At 71.4% G+C, this 15,087-nt stretch carries 13 protein-coding genes and 1 pseudogene; 7 read left to right on the forward strand and 7 right to left on the reverse strand.

The genetic code is table 11. From position 1 onward, the window contains the following. Positions 1–15: 15 nt before the first annotated feature. The 4 genes from PBV52_RS14740 to PBV52_RS14755 are packed head-to-tail and all read left to right on the forward strand — an operon-like array spanning position 16 to position 4,959. The gene (locus PBV52_RS14740; protein ID WP_274238811.1) at positions 16–975 is read left to right on the forward strand and encodes an ABC transporter permease; all 960 of its coding nucleotides are present in this window, start codon (positions 16–18) and stop codon (positions 973–975) included. Next, positions 972–2,960 carry a dipeptide/oligopeptide/nickel ABC transporter permease/ATP-binding protein gene (locus PBV52_RS14745; RefSeq protein ID WP_274238812.1) on the forward strand — a complete coding sequence of 663 codons (1,989 nt, stop codon included), beginning with the start codon at positions 972–974 and terminating at the stop codon, positions 2,958–2,960. Before PBV52_RS14740 ends, PBV52_RS14745 begins: the two co-directional genes overlap by 4 nt. After that, positions 2,957–3,976, forward strand: a complete 1,020-nt coding sequence (locus tag PBV52_RS14750; RefSeq protein WP_274238813.1) for an ABC transporter ATP-binding protein — start codon at positions 2,957–2,959, stop codon at positions 3,974–3,976. The genes PBV52_RS14745 and PBV52_RS14750 overlap by 4 nt, the downstream gene beginning before the upstream one ends. Continuing rightward, positions 3,976–4,959, forward strand: coding sequence for a dihydrodipicolinate synthase family protein (locus PBV52_RS14755; RefSeq protein ID WP_274238814.1), 984 nt, complete (start codon positions 3,976–3,978; stop codon positions 4,957–4,959). The genes PBV52_RS14750 and PBV52_RS14755 overlap by 1 nt, the downstream gene beginning before the upstream one ends. 75 nt (positions 4,960–5,034) lie before the next feature. Here PBV52_RS14755 and PBV52_RS14760 read toward each other — a convergent pair whose 3' ends face one another. Both PBV52_RS14760 and PBV52_RS14765 read right to left on the reverse strand, forming a co-directional pair. Then, the gene (locus PBV52_RS14760; RefSeq protein WP_274238815.1) at positions 5,035–6,093 is read right to left on the reverse strand and encodes an IS630 family transposase; all 1,059 of its coding nucleotides are present in this window, start codon (positions 6,091–6,093) and stop codon (positions 5,035–5,037) included. Positions 6,094–6,220: 127 nt separating this feature from the next. After that, on the reverse strand, positions 6,221–7,123 hold the full coding sequence (locus PBV52_RS14765) for a hypothetical protein (protein ID WP_244320555.1): 903 nt from the start codon (positions 7,121–7,123) through the stop codon (positions 6,221–6,223). Positions 7,124–7,293: 170 nt separating this feature from the next. Here PBV52_RS14765 and PBV52_RS14770 point away from each other — a divergent pair. Both PBV52_RS14770 and PBV52_RS14775 read left to right on the forward strand, forming a co-directional pair. Continuing rightward, positions 7,294–7,596: pseudogene (locus PBV52_RS14770) on the forward strand (maleylpyruvate isomerase N-terminal domain-containing protein); the annotation flags it as partial. A gap of 130 nt (positions 7,597–7,726) precedes the next feature. After that, complete coding sequence (locus PBV52_RS14775; protein ID WP_274238817.1) at positions 7,727–8,335, forward strand: IS630 family transposase; 609 nt, start codon at positions 7,727–7,729, stop codon at positions 8,333–8,335. Here PBV52_RS14775 and PBV52_RS14780 read toward each other — a convergent pair. Genes PBV52_RS14780 through PBV52_RS14795 form a run of 4 tightly spaced genes read right to left on the reverse strand, consistent with a single transcriptional unit; the run spans position 8,332 to position 13,623 of the window. Next, on the reverse strand, positions 8,332–9,543 hold the full coding sequence (locus PBV52_RS14780) for an exo-alpha-sialidase (protein ID WP_274238818.1): 1,212 nt from the start codon (positions 9,541–9,543) through the stop codon (positions 8,332–8,334). The genes PBV52_RS14775 and PBV52_RS14780 overlap by 4 nt on opposite strands. Positions 9,544–9,590: 47 nt before the next feature. Then, entirely contained in the window at positions 9,591–10,250 is a 660-nt protein-coding gene (locus PBV52_RS14785) for a response regulator transcription factor (protein WP_274238819.1), read from the reverse strand. Next, a complete protein-coding gene (locus PBV52_RS14790) occupies positions 10,247–11,482 on the reverse strand; it encodes a sensor histidine kinase (protein WP_373921866.1) in 1,236 nt (411 codons plus the stop codon). Before PBV52_RS14790 ends, PBV52_RS14785 begins: the two co-directional genes overlap by 4 nt. A 53-nt stretch (positions 11,483–11,535) precedes the next feature. Next, positions 11,536–13,623 carry an MMPL family transporter gene (locus tag PBV52_RS14795; RefSeq protein ID WP_274238820.1) on the reverse strand — a complete coding sequence of 696 codons (2,088 nt, stop codon included), beginning with the start codon at positions 13,621–13,623 and terminating at the stop codon, positions 11,536–11,538. 197 nt (positions 13,624–13,820) lie between these two features. Between PBV52_RS14795 and PBV52_RS14800 the strand changes: the two genes are divergently transcribed. Then, complete coding sequence (locus PBV52_RS14800) at positions 13,821–14,336, forward strand: DUF6234 family protein (RefSeq protein ID WP_274238821.1); 516 nt, start codon at positions 13,821–13,823, stop codon at positions 14,334–14,336. On the opposite strand, the gene PBV52_RS14805 is transcribed toward PBV52_RS14800, so the two are convergent. Continuing rightward, complete coding sequence (locus PBV52_RS14805) at positions 14,228–14,926, reverse strand: TerB family tellurite resistance protein (RefSeq protein WP_274238822.1); 699 nt, start codon at positions 14,924–14,926, stop codon at positions 14,228–14,230. The genes PBV52_RS14800 and PBV52_RS14805 overlap by 109 nt on opposite strands. Positions 14,927–15,087: the final 161 nt, after the last annotated feature.

Consider the following 15,087-nt stretch of genomic DNA (forward strand, 5'->3'; position numbering starts at 1 on the left):
CCGAGGAGTCCCTGAGTGGTCACCGTCGCAAGGATCCTGGCCCGTCGCGTCGCGCTGCTCGTGCCGCTGATGCTCGGCATCGTGCTGTTCGTGTTCCTGGTCATGCGGTTCTCGGACGTCGACCCGGCGTCCGCGTTCTTCCAGGGCGCCAACCCCACCGCCCAGCAGCTGCACGACTTCCGCGAGGAGAACGGCCTGCTGGATCCCCTCCCCGTCCGCTACGTCGCCTTCATCGGCGACCTGCTCCACGGCGACATGGGCATCAGCGCCCTGACCCGAGCGCCGGTCGTCGACCAGGTCATGACCGCCCTGCCGCTGACCCTCCAGCTCACCTTCCTGGGCCTCGGCATCGCGGTCGTCCTGTCGCTGCTCGGCGGCGTCACGGCGGCCATCTACCGCGACCGCCTGCCCGACCAGATCATCCGGGTCGTCTCGCTCACCGGGGTGGCCGCCCCCGGCTTCTGGCTGGCGCTGCTGATGATCCAGTACCTCGCCGTCGACCTGGGCTGGTTCCCGACCGGCGGCTACATCAACCCGGCGGACTCCCTCACCGGTTGGCTGAAGACCATGACCCTCCCGGCCTTCGCCCTGTCGCTGCCGGTGGCGGCGCAGCTGACGCGGATCGTGCGCACGGCGGTGGTGGAGGAGCTGGACAAGGACTACGTGCGGACGGCGATCGGCAGCGGGCTGCCGCCGCGGGTGGTCGTCGGCCGGAACGTCCTCAGGAACGCGCTCATCAACCCGCTGACCGTGCTCGGCCTGCGCGTCGGATATCTCCTCGGCGGCGCGGTGGTCATCGAGACGATCTTCTCCCTCCCGGGGATGGGGAAGCTGATGATCGACGCCGTGAAGAACGGCGACCCGGCGGTGGTCCAGGGCGTCGTCCTCACGACGGCGACCGGCTTCGTGGTCGTCAACCTGGTCATCGACATCCTGTACCTGCTGGTCAACCCGCGACTGCGGGAGGCGACGTGACGTTCAACCGCAAACGCCTCGCCGAAGCGCTGTCCCGGCCCGGCATCCGGCTGCGCGGCTGGCGCCGGCTGCCGCTGCTGTCGAAGGTCGCGTTCTGCTTCCTGGCGGTCGTGGTCCTGATGGCGCTGCTCGCCCCGCTGCTCTCGCCGCACGACCCGCTCGACCAGCAGCCGCCCGTCGACGGCACCGGGCACCCGTCCGCCGACCACTGGATGGGCCAGGACAGCCTCGGCCGGGACATCCTCGGCCGGCTGATGTACGGCGCCCGCTGGTCGCTGGCGATCGGCCTCGGCGCGACCGGACTCGCGCTGGTCGTCGGCGCCCTGCTCGGCGCCATCGCCGCGACCTCCCGCAAGGCGGTCGACGAGACGCTGATGCGCTGTCTGGACGTGGTGATGGCGTTCCCGGGCATCGCGCTGGCCGCCGTGCTCGTCGCGGTCTTCGGCGGCGGAATCACCGTCCTGATCTGCGCGATCGCGTTCCTGTTCACGCCGCCGGTGGCGCGGGTCGTCCGGGCGAACGTCCTCGATCAGTACGGCGAGGACTACGTCACGGCGGAACGGGTCATCGGCGCCCGCACCCCGCACATCGTCATCAGGCACGTGGCGATCAACTGCGCCGCCCCGGTGCTGGTGTTCTGCACGGTCCAGGTGGCGGAGGCGATCGTCTTCGAGGCGTCGCTGTCCTTCATCGGCGCGGGCGTGCGGCCGCCCGACCCCTCCTGGGGCAGTGTCATCGCCGACGGCAAGAACATGGTGCTGACCGGCGGCTGGTGGGCGACCGTCTTCCCCGGCCTGCTGATGCTGGTGACGGTGCTCTCGCTGAACATCCTCTCCGAGGGCGTCTCGGACGCGTGGGCGGCACCCTCGGCGCGCGAGGTCGACGTACGGGACGACGACGACCGGCTGGAGGCGCCGGAGCCGGGCAGCGGAGAGGTGCTGCAACTGCCCGGGCTCGCGGAGGCCGCGGCACGGCTGCGGTCACGGGCGCGGCCGCTGCCCCACGGACGGCAGCCGGTACTGGCCGTGGAGAACCTGGCGATCGGCTTCGAGGGTCGCCATGCCGGCGTGGACATCGTCGACGGCATCAGCTTCGAGGTGCAGCCCGGTGAGGTGCTGGGCCTGGTCGGCGAGTCGGGCTGCGGGAAGTCGCTCACAGCCCTCGCGGTGATGGGCCTGGAGCCGAAGGGCGCCCGGGTCCGCGGCCATGTCCGTTTCAACCAGCGGCAGTTGGTGGGCGAGCCGATGCGCGTACGCCGCAAGCTGCTGGGCCACGAGATGGCGATGATCTACCAGGACGCCCTGTCGTCCCTGAACCCGGCGATGACGATCCGCGCGCAGCTCAAGCAGGTCGTACGCCGCGGAGGCCGCCGTACCCCGCACGAACTGCTGACGCTCGTCGGCCTCGACCCGGAACGCACCCTGCGCAGCTACCCGCACGAGCTCTCCGGCGGCCAGCGCCAGCGCGTCCTGATCGCCATGGCCCTGTCCCGCGACCCGAAGCTGATCGTCGCCGACGAGCCGACGACCGCGCTGGACGTCACCGTGCAGGCGCAGATCATAGAGCTGCTGCTCAGGCTGCGGGAGGAGCTGGGCTTCGCCCTGATCCTGGTCTCGCACGACCTCGCGCTGATCGCGGACGTCACCGACCGGGTGGTCGTGATGTACGGCGGCCAGATCGTGGAGACCGGCGTGACCGCCGACCTGGTGGAGGCACCGGCGCACCACTACACGCGGGGCCTGCTCGGGAGTGTGCTCTCGCTGGAGTCGGCGCAGGAGCGGATGACGCAGATCAAGGGCGTGGTCCCCTCCCCCGCGGACTTCCCGGCGGGCTGCCGTTTCGCGGACCGGTGCCCGCTGGCGAGCGAGGTGTGCCGCACGACGGCCCCCGACCTGGTGGGGACACCGACGCACACGGCGGCCTGCCATCACCCGGCGATCGTGCCGGCGCCGACGGATCGCTCGGAGAGTGGGGTCGTGCAGTGAACGCGCTGGTGGAGCTGTCGGACGCGCACGTCGTGCACAAGGCGCGCAGCGGCGGGCTGTTCACGCGGGACAAGGTGTACGCCCTGACCGGCGCCGACCTCGTCATCGCGCCCGGCGAGACGGTGGGCGTGGTCGGGGAGTCGGGGTGCGGGAAGTCGACGCTGGCGAAGGTGCTGGTGGGGGTGCAGCGGCCGACGTCGGGGACGGTGTCCTTCCGGGGACGCGACCTGTGGACGATGAGCCCGGCCGAGCGCAGGACGGCGGTCGGCGCCGGGACCGGCATGATCTTCCAGGACCCGTCGACGGCGTTGAACCGTCGCCTGCCCGTCCGGCAGATACTGCGGGACCCGCTGGACGTGCACGGCCGGGGGACCAAGGCCCAACGCGAGGAGCGGGTGAGGGAGTTGATGTCCCTGGTGGGGTTGCCGCGCGCCCTCACCGACGCGCTTCCCGGCCAGCTCTCGGGCGGTCAGCGCCAACGCGTCGCGATCGCACGGGCGTTGGCCCTGGACCCCGACCTGGTGGTGGCGGACGAGCCGACGAGCGCGCTGGACGTGTCGGTCCGGGCCCAGATCCTGAACCTCCTGCTGGACCTGAAGGAGCGGCTGGGCCTGGCCCTGGTCTTCGTCTCCCACGACATCCAGACGGTACGGCGGATGAGCGACCGCGTGATCACGATGTACCTGGGCCGGATCGTCGAGGAGTCCCCGGCGGCCGACGTCACCGACGGCTCCCGGCACCCGTACACCCGGGCCCTGTTCTCCGCGACGCCCGGCCTGCTGGACCCCATCGATCCGATCCCGCTGGTGGGCCCGGTGCCGTCGGCGACCCGGCCGCCGAGCGGGTGCCCCTTCCGGACGCGGTGCTGGAAGGCGGAAGGGGTATGCGGTGAGGTGATGCCGGACTTCTCGGCCGCGTCGAGCCCGGAGCACCGTTACAGGTGTCACCATCCGGTGGAGGAGGGCGAGGCCACCCGCGACCTCGTACGGCAGAGTCACCTTCCCAAGGAGCCCTGATGACCGCCCACCCGTCACCCACCACCACCCTTCTAAGGCCGCGCTTCGCGCCCCTTTCTTTTCCGCTCACCGGTGTCGTCCCGCCCGTCTGCACGCCCCTGACACCGGACCGCGAGGTGGACGTCCCGTCACTGCTCAGGCTGGTCGACCACCTGATGGATGGCGGGGTGCACGGCCTGTTCGTGCTCGGTTCGTCGTCGGAGGCGGCGTATCTGACGGACCGGCAGCGCAGAGTTGTGGTGGAGGCGGTGACGGGGCACGTGGGGGGCCGGCTCCCCGTGCTGGCGGGCGTGATCGACATGACGACGCCGAGGGTGTTGGACCATGTCCGGGAGGTCACGGAGGCGGGCGCGGACGCGGTGGTGGCGACCGCGCCCTTCTACGCCCGGACCCACCCGACCGAGATCGCCCGCCACTACCGCCTGATCGCGGCGGCCTGCCCGGTCCCGGTGGTGGCCTACGACCTCCCGGCCTCCGTCCACACCAAACTCCCCGCCGACGTGATCCTGGACCTCGCCGCCGAGGGCACGCTGGCCGGTCTGAAGGACTCCAGCGGCGACCTGGCCGGATTCCGCGAGGTCGTCATCGGCGCCCGCACCCGCCCCGACGTCACGGGCTTCAGCGTGCTGACCGGCTCGGAGCTCGTCGTCGACGCGGCCCTCGCGGTCGGCGCGGACGGCGCGGTGCCGGGCCTCGCCAACGTCGACCCGCACGGCTACGTCCACCTCGACCGCCTGTGCCGGGCCGGCGACTGGGAGCGGGCCCGGGTCGAGCAGGAACGCCTGTGCGCCCTCTTCGGCATGGTGACCGTGGGGGACCCGGGGCGGATGGGCGGGAGCTCGTCGGCACTGGGCGCGTTCAAGGCGGCGCTGCACCTGCGGGGCGTCATCGCCTGCGCGGCGACGGCGGAGCCTCAGATGCCGTTGTCGGCGGAGGAGGTGGAGGGGGTGGGGAAGTTCCTGGCGGGAGCGGGGTTGCTGTAAGCGGGAGCGGGGGTCCAGGGGGCGGAGCCCCCTGGCGGGGGCGAGAAACTAGTGATCTGGTTCGGAGATCCTGTCTCAGTAGCGGCAGATGCGGTCGAGGATCTGGTCGGCGGTCTTGGTCCATTTGAAGGGCCTGACATCGTCGTTCCAGACCTTGATCCACTCTTCGAGTGCGGTCTTGAGGTCGTCGAGTGAGCAGAACACCCCGCGTGTGAGGCAGCGTCGTTCCAGCTCGGCGAACCACCGTTCGACCTGGTTGATCCAGGACGAGTAGGTCGGGGTGAAGTGGAGCTGGAAGCGGGGGTGCGCGAGCAGCCACTTGTGCACCACGGGCGCCTTGTGGGCGGAGAGGTTGTCGCAGATGACGTGGACCGCCAGGCTCTTGTCGGTCTGGCGGTCGATCTCGTCGAGGAAGTCGCGGAACTCGACGGCCCGGTGTTGGGCGGACAGCTTCGTGATCACCTTGCCCGTGGCGGTGTTCAGTGCGGCGAACAGGTCGACGGTCCCGTGCCGGACGTAGTCGAAACTCCGCCGCTCGGGCACTCCCGGAATCATCGGCAGGACCGGTGCGGTCCGCTCAAGAGCCTGGATCTGTGGTTTCTCGTCCATCGCGAAGACGACGGCATTGGCCGGCGGGGCGAGGTAAAGGCCGACGACATCACGGATCTTGTCGATCAGAAACGGGTCGGGTGAGATCTTGAAGGTCTCAGTCCGCCACGGCTGCAGGCCGAAGGCGTGCCAGATCCGCAGCACGCGCGCCGGCGAGATCCCCACGACCTTGGCCAGCTCCCGCTTCGACCAGTGCGTCCCGCCCTGTGGCGTCTGCTCCAGGGTGCGGACCACGACCTCTTCCACCTGGGCATCGGTGATGGTCCGCGGCACCCCGGGCCGCGGCTCGTCGGCGAGTCCGTCCAGTCGCCGGGCAAGGAACCGTGTGCGCCAGCGGCGCACGGTATCTCTGCCGACACCGAGTCGCGCGGCGACCACGGTGTTGTTCCAGCCGTTCGCGCACGCCAGCACGATGCGTGCGCGAACGGCCAGTCCCTGGGCGGTCGAGCGGCGCTTGGCCCAGCTCTCCAGCGTCAGCCGCTCGGCCTCCGACAACACGACAGGTTCCAGCCGGGTATCGCCCATCCACGCAGCACAGCGCGAGCGCACTACCCGCCGCAGCAGAACGCCGCAATCTGAAAGAGGGGACGCCTCACGTGGCGACCCACGACCTCAAAACCAGATCACTAGTACGTCCTGCGAGGCGCCGTTCCTAGCGCATCAACAGTCCCCGCATCCCCAGCCCGTAGTGCACGCGCAGCCGGTGCAGCTCCCACAGGCCCACCGCCGTGACGGAGAGCGGGGCGCCCAGGATGAACACGTACCGGATCACCGTCGGCACGCCCTCGTGGGCGCCGGTGAACATGTCGATCAGTGCCATCTCCCACGCCAACGCCATGATCAGCAGCGGCGGCACCGTCTCGTGGATGTCCGCGGTGCGGAACACGTGCTGGACGGCGAGTCCCACGCCCCAGACGACGAACGGCGTCACCCAGAAGAGGACGAAGAGGGTGAACGCGAGGATGAGGCCCTTCGTCACGGTGAAGTGGCCCTCCACGAGGGGTTCCTGGCCCTCGAAGAACCCTGAGAGCACGATGATCGGGAAGACGGAGGCCGCCGCCATCATGGCCACGATCGCGCCGAAGCACCGCCCCGCCCGGCGCAGCAGGTCCCGTCGCGCCGCCGGAGCGGCCAGGCCGTACAGGACGCCGACGACGACCGGGAGGGTCGCCGCCAGCACGAGGGCGCTGGTCCACGACTTGTCGACCTGCTCGTCCGCCGCATCGCTGAGCTTGGGGGCGAGCTTGTAGGCGTAGGACATCCACAGGAACGCGCCCACGCCGACCAGGGTCCTGATCTTCCGCATCCGCGCCACCTCAGGATCCGAGACGATGCCCGGCCGTGACGGGGTGAAGACCCTGCGCGCGGTGTGGATGGGGCCGATCCGCCGCCGCAGCCGGGTGATCGGCCCGCCCGGCGGCGGCACCGGCGGCCCCGGGTAGGGCGGCTGGGGCTGTGGCGGCACGTAGGGCTGGGGCGGATAGGGCTGAGGTGGCTGCGGCTGGTAGGGCTGCGGCCCCTGGGGCGGCTGTCCGCCCGGGTTCCAGTTGCTCATCGTTCGTCCCCCGATATGCGAGTGTGCGCCGCGATGGGCGCGATCGCCGAGTGTATTGAGCACACAGGGTCCGCGCAGCCCTCGCCCCGGGCCGTGCACCGAACGGCCACAATTATGCAAGCATGCTTGCTTGTTTTCATCGGCGCTGCCATGCCCGAGGGGAGCGTCCCGTGTCCGATCCGACGCCCGTGTTCGACGACCTGCGCGAGGAGAGCGAGGAACTCGACCGGCTGGTGGCCGAGTTGAGCGCCGAGCAGTGGGCGCTCGCCACCCCGGCGCCCGGCTGGAGCGTCGCCCACCAGATCGCGCATCTCGCCTGGACGGACCATTCGGCGCTGCTGGCCGCGACCGACACGGACGCCTTCCACGTCCTGGTGGAGAAGGCGCTGGTGTCGCCGGGCTCCTTCGTCGACGACGGTGCCGAGGAGGACCGCTACGCCGGGACCTATCTCGGCGAACGCGAACTACGCGCGCTGGTCGCCAACCCCCGCCTCCAGGTCTACGAAGACCCGAAGGCGTTCCTGACCTGCAACCACTGCAGCCCTGGCGCACGAAACTTTCAAGATCTCTCCGGACCCGCTGCTGATCGACAAGATCCGTGACGTGGTCGGACTGTATCTCGCCCCGTCGGCGAACACGGCCGTCTTCGCGGTCGACGAGAAACCGCAGATCCAGGCCCTGGAACGGACAGCGCCGGTGCTGCCGATGGTGCCGGGCACCCCTGAGCGCCGCAGCTTCGACTACGTCCGGCACGGCACCGTGGACCTGTTCGCCGCCCTGAACACCGCCACCGGCAAGGTGATCGGGAAGCTGTCCGCACAGCACCGCGCGGTCGACTTCCGTGACTTCCTCGACGAGATCGACCGCCAGACCGATCCCGGCCTGGCGGTCCACGTGATCTGCGACAACCTCTCCGCCCACAAGGCGCCGGTGGTGCACAAGTGGCTGCTTGCGCATCCCCGGTTCCGCCTGCACTTCACCCCGGCCTACTCGTCCTGGATCAACCAGGTCGAGCGGTGGTTCGCGGAGCTGGAACGACGCTGCCTTGAACGCGGCGTGTTCTGCTCACTTGATGAACTGAAGACCGGGCTCGAAGAGTGGATCAAGACCTGGAACGAACAGGCTCGGCCCTTCAAGTGGACCAAGACCGCAGATCAGATCATCGACCGCATCTGCCGCTACTGCGACAGGATCTCCGGACCGGGACACTAGGTCAGGTCAGCCACCGGCAGCCGGCGGAACTCGATCGTCTCGTACGGCCCGGACTCCCCCGTCTCGTAGAGGATCCCGACCGTCCGCCGGCCGAGCGGCACCATGTCGGAGTACGCCGCCCGCTGCCGAGACAGCGTCAGCGCCTTCGTGAAGGTCGCGCCTCCGTCCGTACTGCGCCACACAGCCATCGACTGACGGGCAGTCGGGACGGACGGGCCGGAGAACACCAACGGGGCTCCGGCGCCGGCGAGTTGGAGGACGCTGCCCTCCACCACCGGAACGTCGTTCAGCGTCGGCTGGACGGTGTACGGGCGGTCCAGGGTCTCCCCGCCGTCGCTCGAGTGGCTGTCGAGCCGGTTGCCGGCGCTCGTGCCGAGCTGGTCGCGGGAGTTGAAGTACACCCTGCCGTCGGGGAGTTCGGCGGCCGTGGACTCGTTGGCGTTGCTGACACCGTCGTAGGAGTCGTCCACGAAGCCCGACTGCCACGTACGCCCGCCGTCGTCGCTGTAGATGGCGTGGGCGCCGTAGTACTTCGGCTCCTGCCCGGTGTCGGCAGACCCGGACGCGGGCGCCACCGAGTGGTTCGACGGGACCACCAGCCGCCCCGCGTACGGGCCCCTCCGGAGCGCGATCGCGTGGCCCGGACCCGTCGCGTACCAGCGCCAGTTCGGCGGCTTCACCTGCGTCGTGATGTCACGCGGGGCCGTGAAGTGGCGGCCGTCGTCCAGGCTCCGCTGGACGAACACCCGGCGGCTCTCCGCCGGCGTCGCCTCGCCCCGCATGATCTGCGCCTCCGTCACATCACCGCTGTTGTAGGAGGTGACCAGCACGATCGCACCGGTGCGCGGTTCCACCACCGGGGCAGGGTTGCCCCGCGTGTCCCCGTCCCCGGGGGAGACCACCGCCGGCGCGCCCCAGGTGCAGCCGCCGTCGGTGGAGCGTCTGAGGACGACATCGATGTCGCCGGTGTCGCCAGCACCGCTGCGCCGGCCCTCGGCGAAGGCCAGCACCGTGCCCCGCCGGGTCGTGATCGTCGCCGGAATGCGGTACGTGTCGTAGCCGCCCTCGCCCGAGACGTACGGGACGGAGGACGTGCAGCCGGTGTCCGCCGAGGCGTTGCCGGCGGTGGTGAGAGGGGTGGCCAGGAGTACTGCGGTGACCAGGGTGACCAGGTGGGTACGGCTGAAGGTGCGGCTCAGGAAGGCCATCGAGTTCCCTTGATTCCCTTGACGGGGTGTCAGCATTGACCTGTCCGTCACAGGCTTCCCGGAGTCACCATCCCCGACTCGTACGCCACGATGACCAACTGCGCCCGGTCCCGCGCCCCCAGCTTCCCCATGATGCGGCTGACGTGGGTCTTCGCCGTGAGCGGGCTGAGCCCCAACGCCTCTGCCACTTCCGTGTTGTTGAGGCCGCGCGCGACCAGCGCCAGCACCTCGCGCTCGCGTTCGGACAGGCATGCGGGCCCGGCCGCCGTGGGTGCGGAGGGGCTGCGCAGGAACCGCTCGATCAGCCGTGCCGTCGGGCCCGGCGACAGCAGGGACTCGCCCGCCGCCACCGTGCGGATGGCGTCGAGGAGTTCGGCCGGGCGGGTGTCCTTGACGAGGAATCCGGAGGCACCGGCGCGCAGCGCGTCCACGATGTTCTCGTCGGTGTCGTAGGTGGTGAGGACCAGCACCCGCACCCCGGCCAGCGTCTCGTCGGCCGCGATTCGGCGGGTCGCCTCGATGCCGTCGAGGTCGGGCATGCGGATGTCCATCACGACGAGGTCGGCGCGTGAGCTCCCGGCCAGTTCCGCGGCCTCCCGGCCGGTGGCCGCCTGGCCGACGACCTCCATGTCCGGGGCCGACTCGACCAGCATGGCGAACGCCTCCCGGACCAGTGTCTGGTCGTCCGCGAGCAGGACGCGGATCATCGCTCTCCTCCCCGGTCGCTCCCGATCGGCAGTACGGCGCTCACCTCGAAGCCCCCCTCGTCGCGCGGTCCGGCGTCGAGTGTGCCACCCACGCTGCGGGCGCGCTCGCGCATGCCGACGAGGCCGTAGCCGGGGTTGTGCGGGCCGGTGGCGGGGCAGGGGCCGTCGTCGGTGACGGACACGCGCAGGGCGCCCTGCTCCTCGTACAGCTGGACCCGTACGGCCGGTTCGGGCCCCGCGTGCCGGACCACGTTCGTCAACGCCTCCTGCACGATCCGGTACGCGGCCGCCCCCACCGCGGGCGGCGCCTCGCGCACCCCCACCTCCGACTCGACCCGCGCCCCCGCCAGCCGCGCCGCCTCCACCAGGTCCGGCACCCCGTCGAGCCCGGGCAGCGGACCGCGTGCCTCGCCGGCGGCGCCCTGTTCGCGCAGCACGTCCAGCGTCGTACGTACCTCACCGCGCGCTGTGCGGCAGGTCTCGGCGATGTCGTCGAGCGCCTTCGCGATCGTCTCGCGGTCCAGCCGCTCGGGATCGGCGGAGAGCACATGTGCGGCCACCGACGTCTGCACACCGATGAGGGTGATGCTGTGGGCGAGCAGGTCGTGCAAGTCGCGGGCGATCCGCAGGCGCTCCTCGGCGACCCGGCGGCGGGCCTCCTCCTCGCGGGTGCGTTCGGCGCGCTCGGCGCGTTCGACGATGGCGGCGACGTACTGGCGGTAGTAGCGGATGTCGATGCCGACGAAGAGCACGGCGAGGACCCAGCCGTAGATGCGCAGCAGGTCGACGGCCTGCTTGTCGTCGCCGAAGGTGAGCATCACGGTCAGGGAGACGCCGAGGCCCGCCGCGCCGACCAGGACCGTGCGGAGGGGGCGTTGGGTGACGGTGACCGTGTAGAGGGCGATGAAGGAGGCGGGGACGGGCGCGCCGTGGTTGTTGTCGAGGGCGTGGTAGGGAACGACGAGCGCGACCACCGCGGCGAGCACGAGCAGTGGCCTGCGCCGCCGCCACACCAGCGGCACATGGGCGGCGACCAGGAGCGTCCAGCCGAGGGCGTCGGGCCGGCGGCCGTCGTCGGTGGACAGGGCCAGGCACACGGCCACGACGGCGGCCGCCACCCCGAGCAGGGCGTCGTTGCGGGTGCCGTGCGGGGCGGTGCGGGGGTCACGGTTGATCGCGGCCATGATCCGCTCGCCGATACGGGGGCGCGCCGCTGGGGTGGTTGCCTGCACGGGGTCATCCTCCGCTAGCGGGCGCCCCTCCGGGAGGGAGGGGCACCGGTCGGTCAGTGGGCGGCGGCGGGCACCCGCTCCGGTTCCTTCGGCGGTACGGGCCGCTCGGGCTCGCGGGACAGGGCACCCGGCCACCACACCTTCCGCCCCAAGGCCACGCTCGCGCTGGTGACCAGGTAGGTGCGGACCAGGAAGGTGTCCAGCAGCACGCCGACCGCGATGACGAAGCCCAGCTCGACGAGCTGCACCATCGGCATGTTGGTGAGCACCGCGAAGGTGGCGGCGAGGACGAGCCCGGCGGAGGCGATGACCCCGCCCGTCGTACGCAGCGCGGTGAGCGCGGCCGACGCCGGTTCGGCGCCCTTCAGGGACTCCTCGCGCATCCGGTGCATCAGGAAGATGCCGTAGTCGACGCCGAGCGCCACCAGGAACACGAAGGAGAGCAGCCCCAGCCCCGGGTCCGTGCCCTCGAAGCCGAAGACCGGCCCGAAGACGAGTCCGCCGATGCCGAGCGCTGCGCCCCACACCGCGACCACGGCCGCCACCAGGATCAGCGGGGCGACGAGCGAGCGCAGCAGGGCGACGAGGATCAGCAGCACGGACAGCAGCACGATCGGCACGACGACCAGGCGGTCCCGGGCGTTGGTGTCCTTCAGGTCGAGCTGCTCGGCGCTCGGCCCGCCGACGTAGGAGCCGTCGAGCTGCTCGCGCAGGGCCTCGATGGTGGCGGTCTCCCCGGCGGACTGGGGCGGTGCGGTGGCGAGGACGGAGATCTCGGTCCAGCCGTCTCCGGTACGGCCTTCCCGCGCGCTGTCGACACCCCGGGTGCCGCGGATCGAGGCGAGCGTCTCGTCGGCGCGGCCCTGCGGCGTGATGACGGTGATGGGCTGGGTGCCACGCTCGGGGTAGGCCTTGCCGAGCGTCTCCATGGCGGCGACCGCGTCGGGCTTGCTGGTGAAGGAGTCCTGCTGCTTGAGGCTCCCGGGCAGGTTGAAGGCGCCGAGCGCGAGCGCGCCGAGCAGGACGGCACCGCCCGCGAGGACGGTCAGCGGCCGGCGTCCGGCGGAGCTGCCCATCGCGGTGAACAGGGACCGGCGGGCCTTGGGCGTGCTGCCGTAGCGCGGCACGAGCGGCCAGAACACGCGCCGCCCGAGCAGGACGAGGATCGCGGGCAGCAGCGTCAGCATCGCGACGAGCGCGCACAGCACGCCGACGGTGCCGAGCGGGCCCATGCCCCGGCTGGAGTTGAGGTCGGCGGCGAGCAGGCACAGCAGCCCGGCGGCGACGGTGCCGGAGGAGGCGAGCACGGCGGGCCCGCAGCCCCTGAGCGCGGCGACCATGGCGTCGTAGGGCCGCTCGATACGCCGTAGCTCCTCCCGGTACCGGGAGACGAGCAGAAGCGCGTAGTCGGTCCCCGCCCCGAACACGAGAATCGTCATGATCCCGGAGCTCTGGCCGGACACGGACGTGCCGAACCCCTGGTTGAGGCCGTAGGCGACGCCCATCGACAGGTAGTCGGCGAGGCCCGCGACGGCGAGCGGCACGAGCCACAGGAACGGGCTGCGGTAGATGAGGATCAAAAGCAGGGCCACGACCCCGGCGGTGGTGTACAGCAGCGGTCCGTCGAGCGAGTTGTAGACCTCGCTCGCGTCGGTGGCGAGCGCGCCCTCGCCGCCGACGTCGACGCTGAGCCCGTCGCCGCCCCTGGCCACGTCCCGGACGTCGTTGACGAGGGCGTCGCGCTTGTCCTCGTCCTGGCCGGGCTCGGTGCTGGCCACCGGGTACATCAGGGTGGTGCCGTCCTTCGACGGGATGCCCTGCGGTTCGCCGGTCAGCTCGTGCCCGCCGGCGATCCGGTCGATCTGCTCGGCCGCCGTCGCCTTGTCGGCGGCGGTCAGCCCGCCTTCCCGGTGATAGACGACGACCATCTCGGTGGCCTCGCCCCCGGGCAACCGGTCCTGGATCTTGGCCACTTGCGTGGAATCGGCGCTCGCCGGCAGATAGTCGACGGCCCGGTCGCGCTGGACGTCCGCCAGCTTCGACGCGAACGGCGACGCGATCGCGAGCACCGCGATCCACAGCCCGAGCACGAGCCACGGCACGGCCCGCCGTCGCCGCGCACTTGTCCTTACGGCCCCCATGAGACGGGCCCCCCTCCGGATCGGGTGTCTGGGTCGTCTCCAGACTCCCGGCGGTCAGGGGCCGGATCGTCGGGCGAGAGGGCGAGTTCGGGGATACCGCCGCGGTAGACGGAATGACGCGATTACTCCCCCGGGAGTACTGGGCCTGAGTATCCGTACTCAGGCCCCGGCCCTGCGTTCGGGGGAGGCTGGCAGCCGTGATCGACCCCACCACCCGACGGCCGTCCGGCCTCCCGCAGTTCCGCGGCGCCAACGTGCCGCCCCCGCGCACCGGACGCCGCCGGCTGCCCCTCGCCGGGGACATCGCCCTGGCCGTCGGGCTGCTCGTCCTCGACGTCGTCGGGGTCGTCGCGGCCTGCCTGCTCGGCATCGACGTCAGCGGCGACTGGAAGCCGTTCGATCCGGGCGCGGACAACTCCGACGTCACCCTCACGCTCAACTGGCTCTACGTGGGCATCGCCGGCGGCCTCGTGCTGCTGAGCGCCGCGCTGCTGTACCTGCTCCGCGCCGTCGTCAGCGCCTGTCTGCAGGTGCTCGTCGGCGTCGCCGTACTGGTCGTCGCCGTGAGCGGCGCGCAGTTCGACGCAGACCGCGCCGCCCGGGCCTACGACGGTGTGCGCGCCGCCGCCGCAAGCAGCCGGGTCACGTCCTCGCCGCAGATGGTGAGGGCGGCGCCGACCGTCGCGAGGACATCGCGCTCGGCGGGCGTGTAGGGACCGTCGGCCAGGGCGATCCGCGCCCCCTGGAGCAGGATCGATTCCCGCCCGGCCGGTGCGAGGTGCGGGGCCAGCGGGTCCAGCGCCTCGTGGAGCTCTATGGCCAGCCCGGCACCGCAGGGCTCGGAGAAGACCCGCCCGGTGTCCGCCGCCAGCGCCTCGACCAGAGCGCCCAGCTGTTCCTCCGTGCAGTCGTCGAACCCGGCCGCGCGCACCGTGGCCGCGGCGGCCTCCAGGGCCGGACGGGCGCAGGTGCCGCCCGCGGCCAGCACCGCGAGGGCGACGGTGTGGACGGCGTCGCGGAGCATCGCGGAGAAGCGGGTGGTGGTCGGGTGGTCCAGGACGTCGGTGCCGAAGTGGTGACGGCAGGCCGCGCACTCCACGACGGGGCCGGTCTCGCCGCGCGGCAGGACGGGCACGCCGAGGAACGTGAAGCGGCGGTGCCCGCTCAGCCGCTGGTAGTTGCGGTCGCCCCCGCACCCTGGGCAGAAGAACTCGCCGTCACCGACGGCCGACCACGCGGTGCGGGTGCCCAGGATGCGCGCAAGCCTGGCGGCACGGCCGTCTTGTCCCCGTCCTGGCAGCACGTCGCACCTCCGTAACGCCGCGGCAACATCGCCGCGCTTGCGTGATGTTAGCCACATCACGGACGTGGAGTCAGCACCCTGGACGAGACCTTTCCGTGACCTGCACAGGTCAATGGCTGGAAATGAGCGGACCCCGCCCACCAAAATACGGCGGACGGGGC

The organism is Streptomyces sp. T12, from assembly GCF_028736035.1.
GTDB lineage: Bacteria > Actinomycetota > Actinomycetes > Streptomycetales > Streptomycetaceae > Streptomyces.